The following is a 13,747-nucleotide window of genomic DNA, read 5'->3' as shown; positions in this document are numbered from 1 at the left end:
CGCCTCGCGCGGAGCATCCACCCGCGCAACCCGTAGGCTGGAGTGATGGCGGAGAAGTCCTGGTCTCTTGGTCGCGCACTGCGCGGCATGTTCGTCAAGCCCACCATCGATGAGACGACCTGGGAGGACCTCGAAACGGCTCTCATCACAGCCGACTTCGGACCTGACATCAGCGAGCGCGTCGTCGACGAGCTGCGCGCGAAGGTCGAACGGTACCGCACCACCGACCCCAAGGACCTTCAGCGCATGCTGCGGGAGACCCTCGAGGAGCACTTCGCCAAGTTCGACACGACGCTGAAGCTCACCGAGCGTCCCGCTGTCGTGCTCGTCGTGGGTGTCAACGGCGTGGGCAAGACGACGACCATCGGCAAGTTCACGAAGTTCCTCCGCGGCTATCAGCGCAGCGTGGTCGTGGGCGCGGCCGACACCTTCCGCGCGGCAGCGGTCGAGCAGCTCGCGACCTGGGCGCAGCGCGGCGGGGCCGCGATCGTGCGTCCGCAGCAAGAGGGCCAGGACCCGGCATCCGTCGCCTTCCAGACGGTCGAGTACGCCAAGCGTGAAGGCATCGAGATCGCCATCATCGACACGGCGGGGCGTCTGCACACCAAGGGCGGCCTCATGGATGAGCTCTCGAAGGTCCGGCGCGTGATCGAGAAGCAGGCCCCGATCAGTGAGGTGCTCCTCGTGCTCGATGCCACCACGGGCCAGAACGGCGTGATGCAGGCCGAGGCTTTCCTCGAGCACGCCGGCGTCACCGGACTCGTCCTCACCAAGCTCGACGGCTCTGCCAAGGGCGGCTTCGTGCTGGCCGTGCAGGAGCGCACCGGGATCCCGGTCAAGCTGCTCGGCCAGGGCGAGGGGATCGACGATCTGACCGGTTTCACCCCCCATGTGTTCGTCCAGTCATTGGTCGGTTGATGACGGGACTACCGCAGTGAGCACGAGGCTGGTTTCATAGCGTTATGGCGATCGAACACGACTACTTCGGACTCCTGTCCTCGGGTCCCGACGGCTCGATCTTCTGGTCGGAGACCGTGGAGCTCGGCGACCAGAGCGTCACCGTCGATCTGACCGCGCCGGATCAGGACGACGTGTCCGCCGATGCGCTCGACATCGCCGCGTCGCTCATCGCTGGCTTGGAGAGCGTCGACGACACCGCCCGGCGCGGCATGCTCGCCGAAGTCGACGACCGCACCAGTGAGGTGACCGAGTACATCCTTCAGCAGCAGGAGACGTACGGCGATGATCTTCCCGACGTCCTCGTCGACGTGTCCGGCGACGCGGCGGTCGACATCATCCGTTCGTTGCGCCTGATGAGCATGACCATCCTCGCTGATGAGCACGGAGGATCCGAGCCCTTCGCGGTGCTCGAGTACGCCCTCGACGACAGCTCGACGGACGACGTGCTGCTGGTGAACCTCGGCTCGGACGGCAGCGTGCAGTCCGTCATGAGCGCGGACTGAGCCACACCCCGGAGCGCGTCCGGGTCAGACGGCCTGGGCGAAACCGAGGTCTGCGCTGTCCGCGATGTGCGACAGGTGGGCCGGGATCTCGCGGCCCTTCGACCGCATCGACTGCGCCCACAGACGCCCGGCCCGATACGAGGACCGCACAAGGGGGCCGGCGAGGACGCCGAGGAAACCGATACGCTCCGCCTCCTCCTTGAACTCGACGAACTCCGCGGGCTTCACCCACCGCGAGACCGGGAGATGACGAGGTGAGGGGCGCAGGTACTGCGTGATCGTGATGATGTCGCATCCGGCATCGTGCAGGTCGTTCAGCGCCTGGACGACCTCTTCCGGCTCCTCGCCCATCCCGAGGATGAGGTTCGACTTGGTGATCAGCCCCGCGTCTCGCGCCTGGGTGAGCACGTTCAGGGACCGCTCGTAGCGGAAGGCGGGACGGATGCGCTTGAAGATGCGGGGTACGGTCTCGACGTTGTGCGCGAACACCTCGGGACGGGCGTCGAAGATCTGGCCGAGGAATGCCGGATCGGCGTTGTGCTCGTTGGCGAGCAGCTCGACCCCGGTGTTCGGATTGAGCTCGTGGATCTTGCGCACCGTCTCGGCGTTGAGCCATGCACCGGTGTCTGGCAGGTCGTCGCGCGCCACGCTCGTCACGGTCGCGTAGCGCAGGTTCATGCGGACCACGCTCTCGGCGACACGACGCGGCTCATCGGTGTCGTAGTCGGCGGGCTTCCCGGTGTCGATCTGGCAGAAGTCGCACCGGCGCGTGCACTGAGAACCGCCGATGAGGAAGGTCGCCTCCCGGTCCTCCCAGCATTCGTAGATGTTCGGGCAGCCGGCCTCCTGGCACACCGTGTGCAGATCCTCGCTCTTCACGAGGGAGTGCAGGGCCGTGTACTCGGGGCCCATCTTCGCCTTGGTCTTGATCCACTCCGGTTTGCGCTCGATCGGCGTCTCGGCGTTGCGGATCTCCAGGCGCAGGAGCTTGCGCCCCTCGGGTGCGGCGGTCATGCGGTGGCTCCTGTCAGTTCAGTGGTCGCGTACTCGGCCAGGAAGGCGCGGGTGACGGCGTCGACGAGGTCGAGCGGGGAGACGGCGGAGCCGACCACCTCGCTCACCGTCGTGACCCCGGCGTCGGTGATCCCGCACGGGATGATTCCGCGAAACGCCGTCAGCGAGTTGTCGCAGTTGATGGCGAAGCCGTGCATCGTCACTCCCTGTTGCACGCGCACCCCGATCGCTGCGACCTTGTCTTCGGAGAGCGGCCGGCGCACCCAGACGCCGCTTCTGCCGTCGACCTGATAGCCGTCGACGCCGAACGGGCGCAGCACATCGATGAGCACGCGCTCGAGCCGACGCACATGGGCGACGACATCGATGGGCTCGACGAGGCGGACGATCGGATATCCCACGAGTTGCCCGGGGCCGTGCCAGGTGATCTTGCCGCCGCGATCGACGTCGATCACGGGAGTCCCGTCCTGTGGGCGCTCCTGCGGTTCCGTCCGCTTTCCCGCGGTGTACACCGCCTCATGCTCGAGGAGGATCAGTGTGTCCGGACGTGTACGTCCGACGACATCGGCGTGGATACGGCGCTGAAGATCCCATCCGTCGAGGTACGGTACGGGCGTCGGAGCGAATCCAGGGGTGAGGATCTCGAGCATCGCAGAACCGCTTTCCTTGAGTAAATGGACTGGGAACAACAATACCCCTCCGCACTGCCGACGGCGTCGTCGTGGTGGTCCTCGCGGTAGCGTGAGGGCATGAGTTCCCCTGGCAGGGCCGGTCGCCCCAAGGCGTCTTCGCGAGAGACGCTCGCAGAAGCTGCGTGCGAGCTCTTCCTCGAACGCGGATACGACGCCACGTCAGTCGCTGACATCACCCAGCGCGCCGGCGTCAGCCGATCCAGCTTCTTCAACTACTTCGCTTCGAAGAGCGACGTGCTGTGGTCGGGTGTCGACGAGCGCATCGGTCAGGCCATCGCTTCTCTCGAGCGGCTCGACAGGGCAGCGACCGGGGACGAGGTTCGCGACATCCTGCTGCGTGTGGTGCACGACTTCGCCCCTGATCCGCTCGCGCTCGCTCTTCGGAACGCTCGGGCGATGGGGTTGGAGGACGAGCTCGTCCGCGACACCGGACTCCGCCTCGCCCGCCTGTCCACGGCGGTGTCGCGTGCGGCGTCCGCCGCCGGGGTCGATGTCATCCGCGCCGATATCCTGGGGGCCGCTCACGCGGCGGCGGTGCTGTCATCCTTGCGGGTCTGGGCGGAACAGGGAGCCGGACGCGGCACTCCCGAGACCGTCCTCCGGGAAGCGCTGGGGACGATCCACGACCTGCCCTGGTCCTGAGTCCGCACGGCGCTGAGCAACCGGCCTCCGCTCGCGTAGAATCAGAGCACCATGGCTACATTTGGCACGCTCTCCGATCGGCTCACCGAGACCTTCCGCAATCTGCGCACGAAGGGAAAGCTCACCGCGGCCGACGTCGACGGCACCGTGCGCGAAATCCGACGCGCGCTGCTCGACGCCGACGTCGCGCTCGTGGTCGTCAAGGAATTCACGGCGAAGGTGCGCGAACGCGCCCTCGGCGACGAGGTCAACAAGGCGCTGAACCCAGCCCAGCAGGTCGTGCAGATCGTCAACGAGGAACTCGTGCAGATCCTCGGCGGAGAGCAGCGTCGTCTGCAGTTCGCGAAGACCGCGCCGACCGTGATCATGCTCGCGGGCCTGCAGGGCTCCGGTAAGACCACCTTCGCAGGCAAGCTCGCCAAGCAGCTCGAGGGTGAGGGGCACACGCCGCTGCTCGTCGCGGCTGACCTCCAGCGCCCGAACGCGGTCACCCAGCTCCAGGTCGTCGCGGAGCAGGCCGGCGCATCTGTCTACGCACCGGAGCCGGGCAACGGCGTCGGCGATCCCGTGAAGGTGTCGCGTGACGGCGTCGAGTACGCGCGACGGCAGCAGCACGACGTCGTGATCATCGACACCGCCGGCCGTCTCGGCGTCGATGCCGAGCTCATGAAGCAGGCCGCCGACATCCGCAAGGCTGTGAACCCGGATGAGGTCCTGTTCGTCATCGACGCGATGATCGGTCAGGACGCCGTGAACACCGCCAAGGCGTTCCAGGAGGGTGTCGACTTCACCGGAGTCGTGCTGTCGAAGCTCGACGGCGACGCCCGCGGTGGCGCCGCACTCTCGGTGGCCTCCGTCACCGGCCGCCCGATCATCTTCGCCTCGACGGGCGAGCGTCTCGAAGACCTCGAGCCGTTCCACCCCGACCGTATGGCGAGCCGCATCCTCGACCTCGGCGACATCCTGACCCTCATCGAGCAGGCGCAGCAGGCCTTCGATGAGGAAGAGGCCATGAAGATGGCCGAGAAGCTCGCGACCGAGGCCTTCACGCTCGAGGACTTCCTCGACCAGCTTCAGCAGATGAAGAAGATGGGCTCGATGAAGAAGATGCTCGGGATGCTCCCGGGCATGGGGCAGATGAAGCAGCAGCTCGAAGATTTCGACGAGCGTGAGATCGACCGCACCGAAGCCATCATCCGCTCCATGACGCCGGGCGAGCGACGCAACCCCAAGGTCCTGAACGGATCACGCCGTCTGCGTATCGCACGCGGATCCGGAATGACGGTCACCGATGTCAACCAGCTCGTGCAGCGCTTCGAGCAGGCCGCGAAGATGATGAAGACCGTTGCTCGTGGCGGCACCCCCAACATTCCCGGTATGGGGGCCGTTCCCGGCATGGGGCGTCCCGGTGCATCTTCCAAGCGCGGCAAGAAGGCCAAGTCCTCCGGCGGCTCCCGCTCGGGAAACCCCGCCAAGCGCGCGGCCGAGAATGCGGGGATCGCGTCATCCGCGACGCCCACCGGTTCCGGTTCCGGGTTCGGCCTCGGCGGCGGAGCGGCGAAGGCTCCGAGTGAGGCGGACCTCGCGGAGATCCAAAAGCTCTTCGGTAAGAGCTGAGCTCTTTCAGCGCGGCGCTGTGAGAGACGGCGACACCGTCGCCTGCATGCTTCGAGCGTGAGGTGGCTTCGGCCGCGAGACGAGCTGTCCCAGCACCAGAGCGCCGAGGGTGAGCACGAACCCGGTCGCCTGCAGCGGCGTGAACCGCTCGCCCGAGATCAGAACGCCCAGGACCGTCGCGACGATGGGGGAGAGCAGGGCCAGAAGGCCCGGAGCGATCACCGGCAGCTGCTGCACACCGCGGAACCACAGCGTGTAGGCGATGATCCCCCCGGCAGTGGCCAGCCACAGGTATCCGAGGGCTGCACCGCCGTCGATCGTCGCCGGCACGCCCTCGACGATCAGCGTGAGCGGCAGCAGCAACAGGCCGCCCGCGCTGAGCTGCCAACCGGCGTAGGACACGGGGCCCACCCCGACGGGACGGCCCCAGCGCTTGGTCAGGATCATCCCGACACCCGTCGCCGTGACGCCCCCGAGGGCAGCCAGGATTCCCCAGAGGTCGAGCTCGGCGGCAGGCCCCAGGACCACCAGAGCCACTCCACCCGCGCCGACGGCCGCTGCGGCAGCGGTGAGCGGTCGGATCCGTTCGTGCAGCACCAAGGCCCCGAGCGCCAGGACGATGAGCGGCTGTGCACCGGCGACGGCGGCGGCGACGCCTCCCGGGAGTCGCTCGGCGGCGAGGAAGAGCAGCGGGAAGAAGGCGCCGATGTTGAGCGCTCCGAGTGCGAGAGACTTCCACCACCAGGAGCCGTGGGGGAGTCGACGACTGATGAGGACGGCGAGCAGCCCCGCGGGGAGTGAACGGAGGAGCCCCGCGAACAGCGGATGGCCGGCGGGAAGCAGATCCGTGGTGACCAGGTAGGTGGTTCCCCAGGCGATGGGGGCGAGGGCGGTCGACAACACCAGTGTCAGGCGGTTCATGATTCCAGCCTGCGTCCGCCAAGTCGATGAGTCCAACGCATGGTTGTCACGTCATCGATGAACCCACATCATGGAAGCATGGAACTCCAGCAGCTTCGCTATGTCGTGGAAGTCGCCGACACTCTGAGCTTCACTCGAGCGGCCGAGCGGTGCTTCGTCACGCAATCGGCGTTGAGTCACCAGATCGCATCGCTGGAGCGAGAACTCGGTCGTCGATTGTTCGTCCGATCCAGCCGGAGCGTCCGCCTGAGTGAAGCCGGGGCGGCGTTCGTCGCCCACGCGCGCATCGCGCTTCGAGCCGCGGAGGAGGCGAAGGAGGACGCTGCCGCCGCCGACGGTGTCGTGGAGGGCACACTCCGGATCGGTGTGATCCCGACGGTGACCGCCGTCGATGTGCCTGCGCTGCTCGTCACGTACCGTGCGGCGCATCCTCGGGTGCGAGTGGAACTGCAGGTCGGCAACAGCGACACCCTCACGACGAAGCTCCGCAGCGGCGAACTCGACGTGGCCCTGCTCGGCCTGCGTGAAGGCGTGCCGCCGAAAGGTGTCGCCTCACGCGTGCTCTCTCGTGAGCGCCTCGTCGTGGTGTTCCCGCCGGGGCATCCACGGGGCGGCTCGAGTGCTGTGGAACTCTCGGACCTGGCCGGGATGACCTTCGCCGACTTCCCGGCCGGCACCTCCGGCCGTGCGCAGAGCGATGGCGCCTTCCTCGCGGCGGGGCTGAGCCGTGACGTCGCGTTCGAGGCCGATTCAGCGACCCTCATCCTCGGTCTGGTCGAGGCGGGCCTGGCAGTGACCCTTCTCGCACCGGGGACCGTGGCCCGCTCTGCGGCGCACGTGGTCACAGCCCAGGTGCACGGCGGCCCGGTGCGCGTGGAGTACCTCGCTTGGGACGCTGCGGCAGCGCGTCAGGTCGCTCGAGCATTCGTCGCGGTCGTGGATGCCCTCGTGGATGCCCCCGCATACGACGAGGCGGGTCCGGAGATGAACTCCGAACCCGCCTCGCACTGAAGACGACTACTTCACGTCGTCGTCGACCCAGTCCATCGACTTCGTGATCGCCTTGCGCCACAGACGAAGCTGACGGTCGCGTTCGGCTTCTTCCATCGACGGCTCCCAGCGCTTGTCCTCCTGCCAGTTGGCAGAGAGGTCGTCCAGACCGTTCCAGAACCCGACCGCGAGTCCCGCGGCGTAGGCCGCACCGAGTGCCGTGGTCTCGGCGACGACCGGCCGAACGACCGGAACACCGAGGACATCCGCCTGGAACTGCATGAGCGCGTCGTTCGCGACCATGCCGCCGTCGACCTTGAGCTCGGTGAGGTCCACGCCGGCGTCCGCGTTCACGGCGTCCAGCACATCACGCGTCTGGAAGGCGACGGCCTCGAGCGCTGCGCGAGCGATGTGGTTCTTGTTCGCGTAGCGGGTGAGACCGACGATCGCGCCGCGGGCGTCCGGACGCCAGTACGGAGCGAACAGACCCGAGAATGCGGGCACGATGTACACGCCGCCGTTGTCCTCGACCTTCTCGGCCAGCTCCTCGACCTCGGGGGCCGACGAGATGATGCCGAGCTGGTCGCGCAGCCACTGAATCAGGGATCCGGTGACCGCGATGGAGCCCTCGAGCGCGTAGTGCGTCGGCTGGTCGCCGAGCTTGTAGCCGACGGTCGTGAGCAGCCCGTTCTTCGAGTGGACGATCTCCTCGCCCGTGTTGAAGATCAGGAAGCAGCCGGTGCCGTAGGTGTTCTTGCTCTCGCCCTTCTGGAACGCCGCCTGACCGAAGGTCGCCGCCTGCTGGTCGCCCAGGATGCCGGCGATCGGCGTCTCGCGCAGCAGGGAGGAGTCCTCCGCGGCACCGTAGACCTCGGAGGAGGAGCGGATCTCCGGCATCATCGAGCGCGGCACGCCGAACGCTTCGAGGATGTCGTCGCGCCACTCGAGCGTCTCGAGGTCCATGAACATCGTCCGCGAGGCGTTGGTGACGTCGGTCACGTGCACACCGCCGTCGACACCGCCCGTGAGGTTCCACAGCACCCAGCTGTCGGTGGTGCCGAAGATCAGGTCACCGGCTTCGGCCTTCTCGCGTGCGCCGTCGACGTTCTCCAGGATCCAGGCGATCTTGGTACCAGAGAAGTACGTCGCGAGTGGCAGTCCGACGACGGGCTTGAACCGTTCGACTCCACCGTCCGCAGCCAGACGGTCGACGATGTCCTGCGTGCGCGTGTCCTGCCACACGATCGCGTTGTAGGCGGGCTTTCCTGTGGTCTTGTCCCACACCACCGCGGTCTCGCGCTGGTTGGTGATGCCCACCGCCGCGATGTCGTGACGGGTGAGGTCGGCCCGGCTGAGGGCCAGACCGATGACCTCCTGGACGTTGCGCCAGATCTCGGAGGCGTCGTGCTCGACCCAGCCGGCCTTCGGCAGGATCTGCTCGTGCTCCTTCTGGCCCGTCGCGATGATGCTGCCCTTCTTGTCGAAGATGATCGCGCGGCTCGAAGTCGTTCCCTGGTCGATGGCGAGGATGTAGTCAGCCATTGTGTTCTCCTTTGAATTCAGGTCGTTCAGGCGAGGTGCAGCAGGACGGGCGCTGCGGCGGCGGCGAGTGCACCACCGATGAACGGACCGACCACCGGCACCCACGAGTAGGACCAGTCGCTGGAGCCCTTGCCCTTGATCGGGAGGATCGCGTGAGCGATGCGCGGACCGAGGTCACGAGCGGGGTTGATCGCGTAGCCGGTCGGACCACCGAGGGAGGCACCGATCGCGACCACGAGGAGCGCGACGGGAAGCGCGGTGAGCGGTCCGAGGCCTCCGGGCGTGCCGACCTCGATGTCGCCGTAGTCGGCGAACGCGAAGATCACGAAAACGAGAACGAAGGTGCCGATGATCTCGGTGACGAGGTTCCAGCCGTAGGAACGGATCGCGGGGCCGGTGGAGAAGACGCCGAGCTTGTTGGCGGCCTCCGGCTCCTCATCGAAGTGCTGCTTGTACGCGAGCCATACGACGATCGCACCGAGGATCGCTCCGACGAGCTCCGCGGCCGTGGCCGTGAGGAACATGACGAAGCTGATCTTGCCAGCCAGCAGAAGGCCGATACCGACGGCCGGGTTGAGGATCGCACCGGAGTACGCGGAGACGAGCACACCGGCGAAGACCGCGAGGCCCCATCCCCAGTTGACCATCAGGAAGCCGCCGCCGAAACCCTTGTTCTTGGCGAGGGCGACGTTGGCGACGACACCACATCCGAGCAGGACCAGCATCGCTGTGCCGACCAACTCGGAGAGGAAATAGAGACCGAGATTCACATCAGCCATGTCTTCTTTGACCTTTCTTGTGTGTCGAGGCCCCTCTGCCCCGACACGTTATGGGAGTTGCGCCGCGAGGAGGGCGGCAGTCCGAGACCCCGTCAGCCGCGGGTGCGGGACGGGATATCGAGTCCGTGTCGTTCGTTCAGCAACTGGCGTGTCTGATCGAGCTCGGCGTCGTGGCGCGAGCGATCCCAACCGAGCATCGGCGCGAGGGCGTCGGCGATCTCGTCGAGGACCTCTGCGTTCGCGCCGCCGGTGAAGGCGATGCTGGTGCGACGGAGCACGACGTCTTCCAGGCGTGCCACCATCTCGTTCTGCACCATCCACTCGAGTTCGCGCGTGGAGAGGTCGCCGCCGGCGAGCGGTGCGTCCGTGCCCTGCTCGACATACTCCCAGACCTGAGCGGCGCGGGTACCGTAGCGGGCGAGAAGCTGATCGGCGCGAGCCCCGGCTCCGGGCAGATTCTCCTGGATCCAGATGCGCTTGGCCTTCTCGGTGCGCGGGAATTCGCGACCGCCGCCGATGGCCCGTCCAGCGGTGGAGACGGTCCTGGTGCGCTCGATGAGACCGAGCACGACGTCGGACAGCGACTCACCGAGGGCGCGGAACGTGGTCCACTTGCCGCCGACCAGGCTGACGAGAGGGACGGCGCCCTTGTCGTCGACCTCGATGCGGTAGTCACGGGAGACGAAGCCCGGAGCGGTGTCCTCGTGGCGCGGGAGCGGGCGGATGCCGGAGAACTTGTAGACGATCTGGTCACGCGCCACGGGAATCGTCGGGAACACGTGGTGGATCAGGTCGAAGAAGTAGTCGACCTCCTCCTCGGTGCACACGGGGACCTCGCGAGGGTCGGCGTCGATGTCGGTGGTGCCGACCAGGACGCGCCCCTTGAGCGGGTAGATGAGCACGATGCGCCCGTCGGAGTGCTCGAAGAAGATCTCGCGTCCCTGCGTCGCCTCGAGCAGCTCGGGGTGATCGAGGACGATGTGCGATCCCTTGGTGCCGCCCATGAAGCGGGTGTCGGTGCCCAGCGCATCGTTGGTCAGGTCGGTCCAGGGACCGGAGGCGTTCACGACCACGTCGGCCTGCACGGTGAACTCCGTGCCGCTCTCGCGGTCGCGGAGCACGACCTTGTCGCCGTCACGGGCGATGGCCTCGACGTAGTTGAGGGCATGCGCTCCCGGGTGCGCCGTGCGCCCGTCCTGCAGGACGTCAAGGGCGAGCCGCTCCGGGTCGTGCATCGAGGCGTCGTAGTAGGTCGCCGTGTACTTGATCTTCGGGTCGAGCGACGGCAGCTCGGCGAGAGACTTCTTGCGGCCGAGGAAGCGATGCCGGGGAACCATCCCGCCGTCACGCGAGAAGGTGTCGTAGATGGTCAGGCCCACCTTGATCAGGAAGGCCCCGCGCTCCTGGGGCTTGCCGCTCTTGTGCGTCAGGAACCGCAGGGGAGCGGAGAGGATGCCCGAGAAGGTCGAGTAGATCGGGATCGTCGTCCGCAGCGGCTTGACGTAGTGCGGGGCGATCTTGAGAAGCCCGTTGCGCTCCTCGACCGACTCGCGCACCAGGCGGAACTCACCGTTCTCGAGGTAGCGGATGCCACCGTGGATCATGTGGCTCGACGCGGCGGATGCCCCGGAGGCGAAGTCCCCCCGCTCGACCAGCACGACATCGACGCCCTGGAGTGCCAGGTCGCGGAAGGTGGAGATGCCGTTGATCCCACCACCGATGACGAGGACGCTGGTGCGTCCGGATTCACGGACAGCGCGGATCTCTGCGCGCTCCGCTGACGAGTGTGTCGAATCGATCATCGTCGACCCTCTCTTCCTTACTTGCCAACCAGCATCGACCTGTGTGGCATCCCGCGCAAGCCCACTGCACATATGTGCAAGGATCGGGGTGGAGGAGGATGTCATGGTCGGTGCAAGTGCGGAATCCCGCGACAGCAAGCTGATCGCGGCGCTCACCGCCGCGCAGCTCTACTACATGCAGGACAAGACGATGGAGGTCATCGCGAAGGAGCTCGGCACCTCGCGGTCCTCGGTCTCGCGTCTTCTGAGCTTCGCGCGGGAGAGCGGTCTGGTGGACATCCGGATCAATTCACCCCTGGAGCGTCTGGGCATGCTCGAGCACAGGATCCGCGATCGGCATCGCGTCGCCGCTCACGTCGTCCCGATGCCGGAGATCCTCAGCGAGGTCGAGCGGCTCGAGCGCGTCGCGCTGACAGCCGGACGTCTGCTGTCGCAGTTCGTCGACTCGAACATGGTCATCGGCGTCGCATGGGGATCGACCATCAGCGCCGTGAGCCGCGGACTCACGCAGAAGGAGACCCACAACACCACCTTCGTGCAGCTCAACGGCGCCGGCAACACCCAGACGACGGGAGTCGAGTACTCCAGCGACATCCTGCAGCGGTTCGGCAGCGCCTTCGGCGCGCAGGTGCAGCAGTTCCCGGTTCCGGCATTCTTCGACGACCCCGCCACGCGTGAGGCGATGTGGCGGGAGCGGAGCACTCGCCGTGTTCTCGACCTGCAGGCGAAGATGGACGTCGCGGTGTTCAGCCTCGGCTCTCCCGCCGCCGAAGTACCGAGCCGGGTCTATGTCGGCGGATATCTCGGGCGCGACGACTACCGCAGCCTGCGGGAGGATCACGCGATCGGCGACGTCGCGACGGTGTTCTTCCGCTCCGACGGGTCGTGGCGGGACATCCGGGTCAACGCGAGGGCCACGGGACCGGGTCTGGACCGTCTCCGCCGAGTTCCGCGTCGCGTGTGCGTCGTGTCCGGGATACCGAAGCTGGTCAGTCTTCGTGCGGCCCTGGCCGCGGGACTTATCACGGACGTGGTCCTGGATGAGGGTCTCGCCAGGCGCCTCGTCGAGGACTGATCACTGCACCGGCTACGGCTCCTCCGTGGAGGATTCAGGTCCTGAGCGGAACTCGCGGATCAGATGCTGTACCACCGCCGAGAGTTCGCCACCAGCCGCATCCGCGACCGCCAGCTGACGCGCATAGCTCGCCCCGCCGTCGAGGATCGTGGCGATGCCGCCGAACTCCCGACCGCAACCGAGCTCGACGGCGGTCGGGGTGAGGGCTTCGAGTGTCTCCGCGAGATGCTCGCGCACAGGGCGCTGGGTGCCGGCCGCATCGACGATCACCCTCGCCTCCAGCCCGTAGCGCGCCGCACGCCACTTGTTCTCGCGATGGAACCAGGCGGGAAGCTCCGGAAGGGTCTTGCCCTCGTCGAGCTGGCGTGAGAAGTCCTCGACGAGGACCTGCACGAGCGCCGCGACCGAGGCGAGCTCCGGCAGCGTGGAGAGTCCGTCACACGCGCGGACCTCGATCGTCCCCCAGCGAGGTGCCGGGCGGATGTCCCAGCGCACCTCGGTGGCATCCGCCATCACGCCGGTGCGCACCATGTCGTCGAGGTATGACTCGTACTGCGACCAGTCGTGCAGGGGCCACGGGAGTCCCGCGGTCGGCAGCTGCTGGAACACCAGCGCGCGGTTGGAGGCGTAGCCGGTGCGCTCGCCCGCCCAGAACGGGCTCGAGGCGGCGAGTGATTGCAGATGGGGGAGGAACCCGGCGAGAGCGTTGATGATGGGGAACACCTTGCGCTGGTCCTCGACGCCGATGTGGACGTGGATTCCCCAGATCATCATGTTCCGCCCCCACCACTGGGTGCGCTCTATCAGGGTGTGGTATCGCGACTTGTCGGTGACCTGCTGGTCGAACCACTGCGCGAATGGGTGGCTTCCCGCCGAGAGCAGCTCGACTCCTGCCGGGTCGGTCGCCGCACGCACCGCGGTGATGGCGTTCGCGATGTCGTCGACCGCATGGGCGACCGAGTCGCCGATGCCGCTCGTGACCTCGATCGTGTTCGTGAGCAGTTCGCCCGTGACCGTGTGGCGCTCATCGGCGCTCTCGGCTTCGAGCGCTGCGAGCAGTTCGGGCGCACGTCCGACGAGATCACCGGTCGCGGGATCCGCGAGCATGATCTCCCATTCGAGGCCGACGGTGGACCGGGCCGAGGAGGCGAACTCGAGCTTCACCCGCACAGTCTGGCACGGGCGAGGCGCGACACGGCAACGGTCGTTT

Annotated in this window: 13 protein-coding genes; 6 read left to right on the top strand and 7 right to left on the bottom strand. The window is 67.1% G+C overall.

Annotated features, from left to right (window positions below):
* The first annotated feature begins 45 nt into the window (after positions 1–45).
* Positions 46–918 carry a signal recognition particle-docking protein FtsY gene (gene ftsY, locus ACP699_RS03280; RefSeq protein ID WP_055868548.1) on the top strand — a complete coding sequence of 291 codons (873 nt, stop codon included), beginning with the start codon at positions 46–48 and terminating at the stop codon, positions 916–918.
* A 44-nt stretch (positions 919–962) separates the two neighbouring features.
* Positions 963–1,463, top strand: coding sequence for a DUF2004 domain-containing protein (locus ACP699_RS03275; RefSeq protein WP_017830742.1), 501 nt, complete (start codon positions 963–965; stop codon positions 1,461–1,463).
* A 24-nt stretch (positions 1,464–1,487) separates the two neighbouring features.
* On the opposite strand, the gene lipA is transcribed toward ACP699_RS03275, so the two are convergent.
* Positions 1,488–2,477, bottom strand: a complete 990-nt coding sequence (lipA, locus tag ACP699_RS03270; protein ID WP_055868546.1) for a lipoyl synthase — start codon at positions 2,475–2,477, stop codon at positions 1,488–1,490.
* Positions 2,474–3,127: a lipoyl(octanoyl) transferase LipB gene (gene lipB, locus ACP699_RS03265; RefSeq protein WP_055868544.1), complete on the bottom strand. Its 654-nt coding sequence runs from the start codon at positions 3,125–3,127 to the stop codon at positions 2,474–2,476. Before lipB ends, lipA begins: the two co-directional genes overlap by 4 nt.
* 99 nt (positions 3,128–3,226) lie before the next feature.
* Between lipB and ACP699_RS03260 the strand changes: the two genes are divergently transcribed.
* Entirely contained in the window at positions 3,227–3,811 is a 585-nt protein-coding gene (locus tag ACP699_RS03260) for a TetR/AcrR family transcriptional regulator (protein ID WP_017830739.1), read from the top strand.
* A gap of 51 nt (positions 3,812–3,862) precedes the next feature.
* Complete coding sequence (ffh, locus tag ACP699_RS03255) at positions 3,863–5,428, top strand: signal recognition particle protein (protein ID WP_151486304.1); 1,566 nt, start codon at positions 3,863–3,865, stop codon at positions 5,426–5,428.
* A 6-nt stretch (positions 5,429–5,434) separates the two neighbouring features.
* On the opposite strand, the gene ACP699_RS03250 is transcribed toward ffh, so the two are convergent.
* The gene (locus tag ACP699_RS03250; RefSeq protein ID WP_302792472.1) at positions 5,435–6,349 is read right to left on the bottom strand and encodes an EamA family transporter; all 915 of its coding nucleotides are present in this window, start codon (positions 6,347–6,349) and stop codon (positions 5,435–5,437) included.
* A 78-nt stretch (positions 6,350–6,427) separates the two neighbouring features.
* On the opposite strand from ACP699_RS03250, the gene ACP699_RS03245 reads away from it, so the two are divergent.
* Positions 6,428–7,360: a LysR family transcriptional regulator gene (locus ACP699_RS03245; protein WP_055868538.1), complete on the top strand. Its 933-nt coding sequence runs from the start codon at positions 6,428–6,430 to the stop codon at positions 7,358–7,360.
* Between the two features lie 6 nt (positions 7,361–7,366).
* Here the strand turns inward: ACP699_RS03245 and glpK are convergent, their stop codons facing one another.
* From glpK to ACP699_RS03230, 3 genes are all read right to left on the bottom strand, one after another.
* Positions 7,367–8,881 carry a glycerol kinase GlpK gene (glpK, locus tag ACP699_RS03240; RefSeq protein WP_017830735.1) on the bottom strand — a complete coding sequence of 505 codons (1,515 nt, stop codon included), beginning with the start codon at positions 8,879–8,881 and terminating at the stop codon, positions 7,367–7,369.
* Between the two features lie 26 nt (positions 8,882–8,907).
* Entirely contained in the window at positions 8,908–9,660 is a 753-nt protein-coding gene (locus tag ACP699_RS03235) for an MIP/aquaporin family protein (protein WP_017830734.1), read from the bottom strand.
* Positions 9,661–9,752: 92 nt separating this feature from the next.
* On the bottom strand, positions 9,753–11,462 hold the full coding sequence (locus tag ACP699_RS03230; protein WP_426169136.1) for an FAD-dependent oxidoreductase: 1,710 nt from the start codon (positions 11,460–11,462) through the stop codon (positions 9,753–9,755).
* A 103-nt stretch (positions 11,463–11,565) separates the two neighbouring features.
* On the opposite strand from ACP699_RS03230, the gene ACP699_RS03225 reads away from it, so the two are divergent.
* Positions 11,566–12,537, top strand: coding sequence for a sugar-binding transcriptional regulator (locus tag ACP699_RS03225; RefSeq protein WP_031206185.1), 972 nt, complete (start codon positions 11,566–11,568; stop codon positions 12,535–12,537).
* A 12-nt stretch (positions 12,538–12,549) separates the two neighbouring features.
* Here the strand turns inward: ACP699_RS03225 and ACP699_RS03220 are convergent, their stop codons facing one another.
* Positions 12,550–13,701, bottom strand: a complete 1,152-nt coding sequence (locus ACP699_RS03220) for a glutamate--cysteine ligase (RefSeq protein ID WP_055869166.1) — start codon at positions 13,699–13,701, stop codon at positions 12,550–12,552.
* Positions 13,702–13,747 lie beyond the last annotated feature (46 nt).

It is taken from the genome of Microbacterium sp. DWRC1-3 (assembly GCF_049896645.1).
GTDB lineage: Bacteria > Actinomycetota > Actinomycetes > Actinomycetales > Microbacteriaceae > Microbacterium > Microbacterium maritypicum.
This window is presented reverse-complemented; position numbering and strand designations above follow the sequence as displayed.

Bases quoted from the DNA above. Each gene is read 5' to 3' on its own strand.
- lipB (WP_055868544.1), bottom strand. From the start codon at position 3,127: ATGCTCGAGATCCTCACCCCTGGATTCGCTCCGACGCCCGTACCGTAC.
- ffh (WP_151486304.1), top strand. From the start codon at position 3,863: ATGGCTACATTTGGCACGCTCTCCGATCGGCTCACCGAGACCTTCCGC.
- ACP699_RS03260 (WP_017830739.1), top strand. From the start codon at position 3,227: ATGAGTTCCCCTGGCAGGGCCGGTCGCCCCAAGGCGTCTTCGCGAGAG.
- ftsY (WP_055868548.1), top strand. From the start codon at position 46: ATGGCGGAGAAGTCCTGGTCTCTTGGTCGCGCACTGCGCGGCATGTTC.
- ACP699_RS03275 (WP_017830742.1), top strand. From the start codon at position 963: ATGGCGATCGAACACGACTACTTCGGACTCCTGTCCTCGGGTCCCGAC.
- ACP699_RS03230 (WP_426169136.1), bottom strand. From the start codon at position 11,462: ATGATCGATTCGACACACTCGTCAGCGGAGCGCGCAGAGATCCGCGCT.
- ACP699_RS03250 (WP_302792472.1), bottom strand. From the start codon at position 6,349: ATGAACCGCCTGACACTGGTGTTGTCGACCGCCCTCGCCCCCATCGCC.
- lipA (WP_055868546.1), bottom strand. From the start codon at position 2,477: ATGACCGCCGCACCCGAGGGGCGCAAGCTCCTGCGCCTGGAGATCCGC.
- ACP699_RS03245 (WP_055868538.1), top strand. From the start codon at position 6,428: ATGGAACTCCAGCAGCTTCGCTATGTCGTGGAAGTCGCCGACACTCTG.
- ACP699_RS03235 (WP_017830734.1), bottom strand. From the start codon at position 9,660: ATGGCTGATGTGAATCTCGGTCTCTATTTCCTCTCCGAGTTGGTCGGC.
- ACP699_RS03225 (WP_031206185.1), top strand. From the start codon at position 11,566: ATGGTCGGTGCAAGTGCGGAATCCCGCGACAGCAAGCTGATCGCGGCG.
- glpK (WP_017830735.1), bottom strand. From the start codon at position 8,881: ATGGCTGACTACATCCTCGCCATCGACCAGGGAACGACTTCGAGCCGC.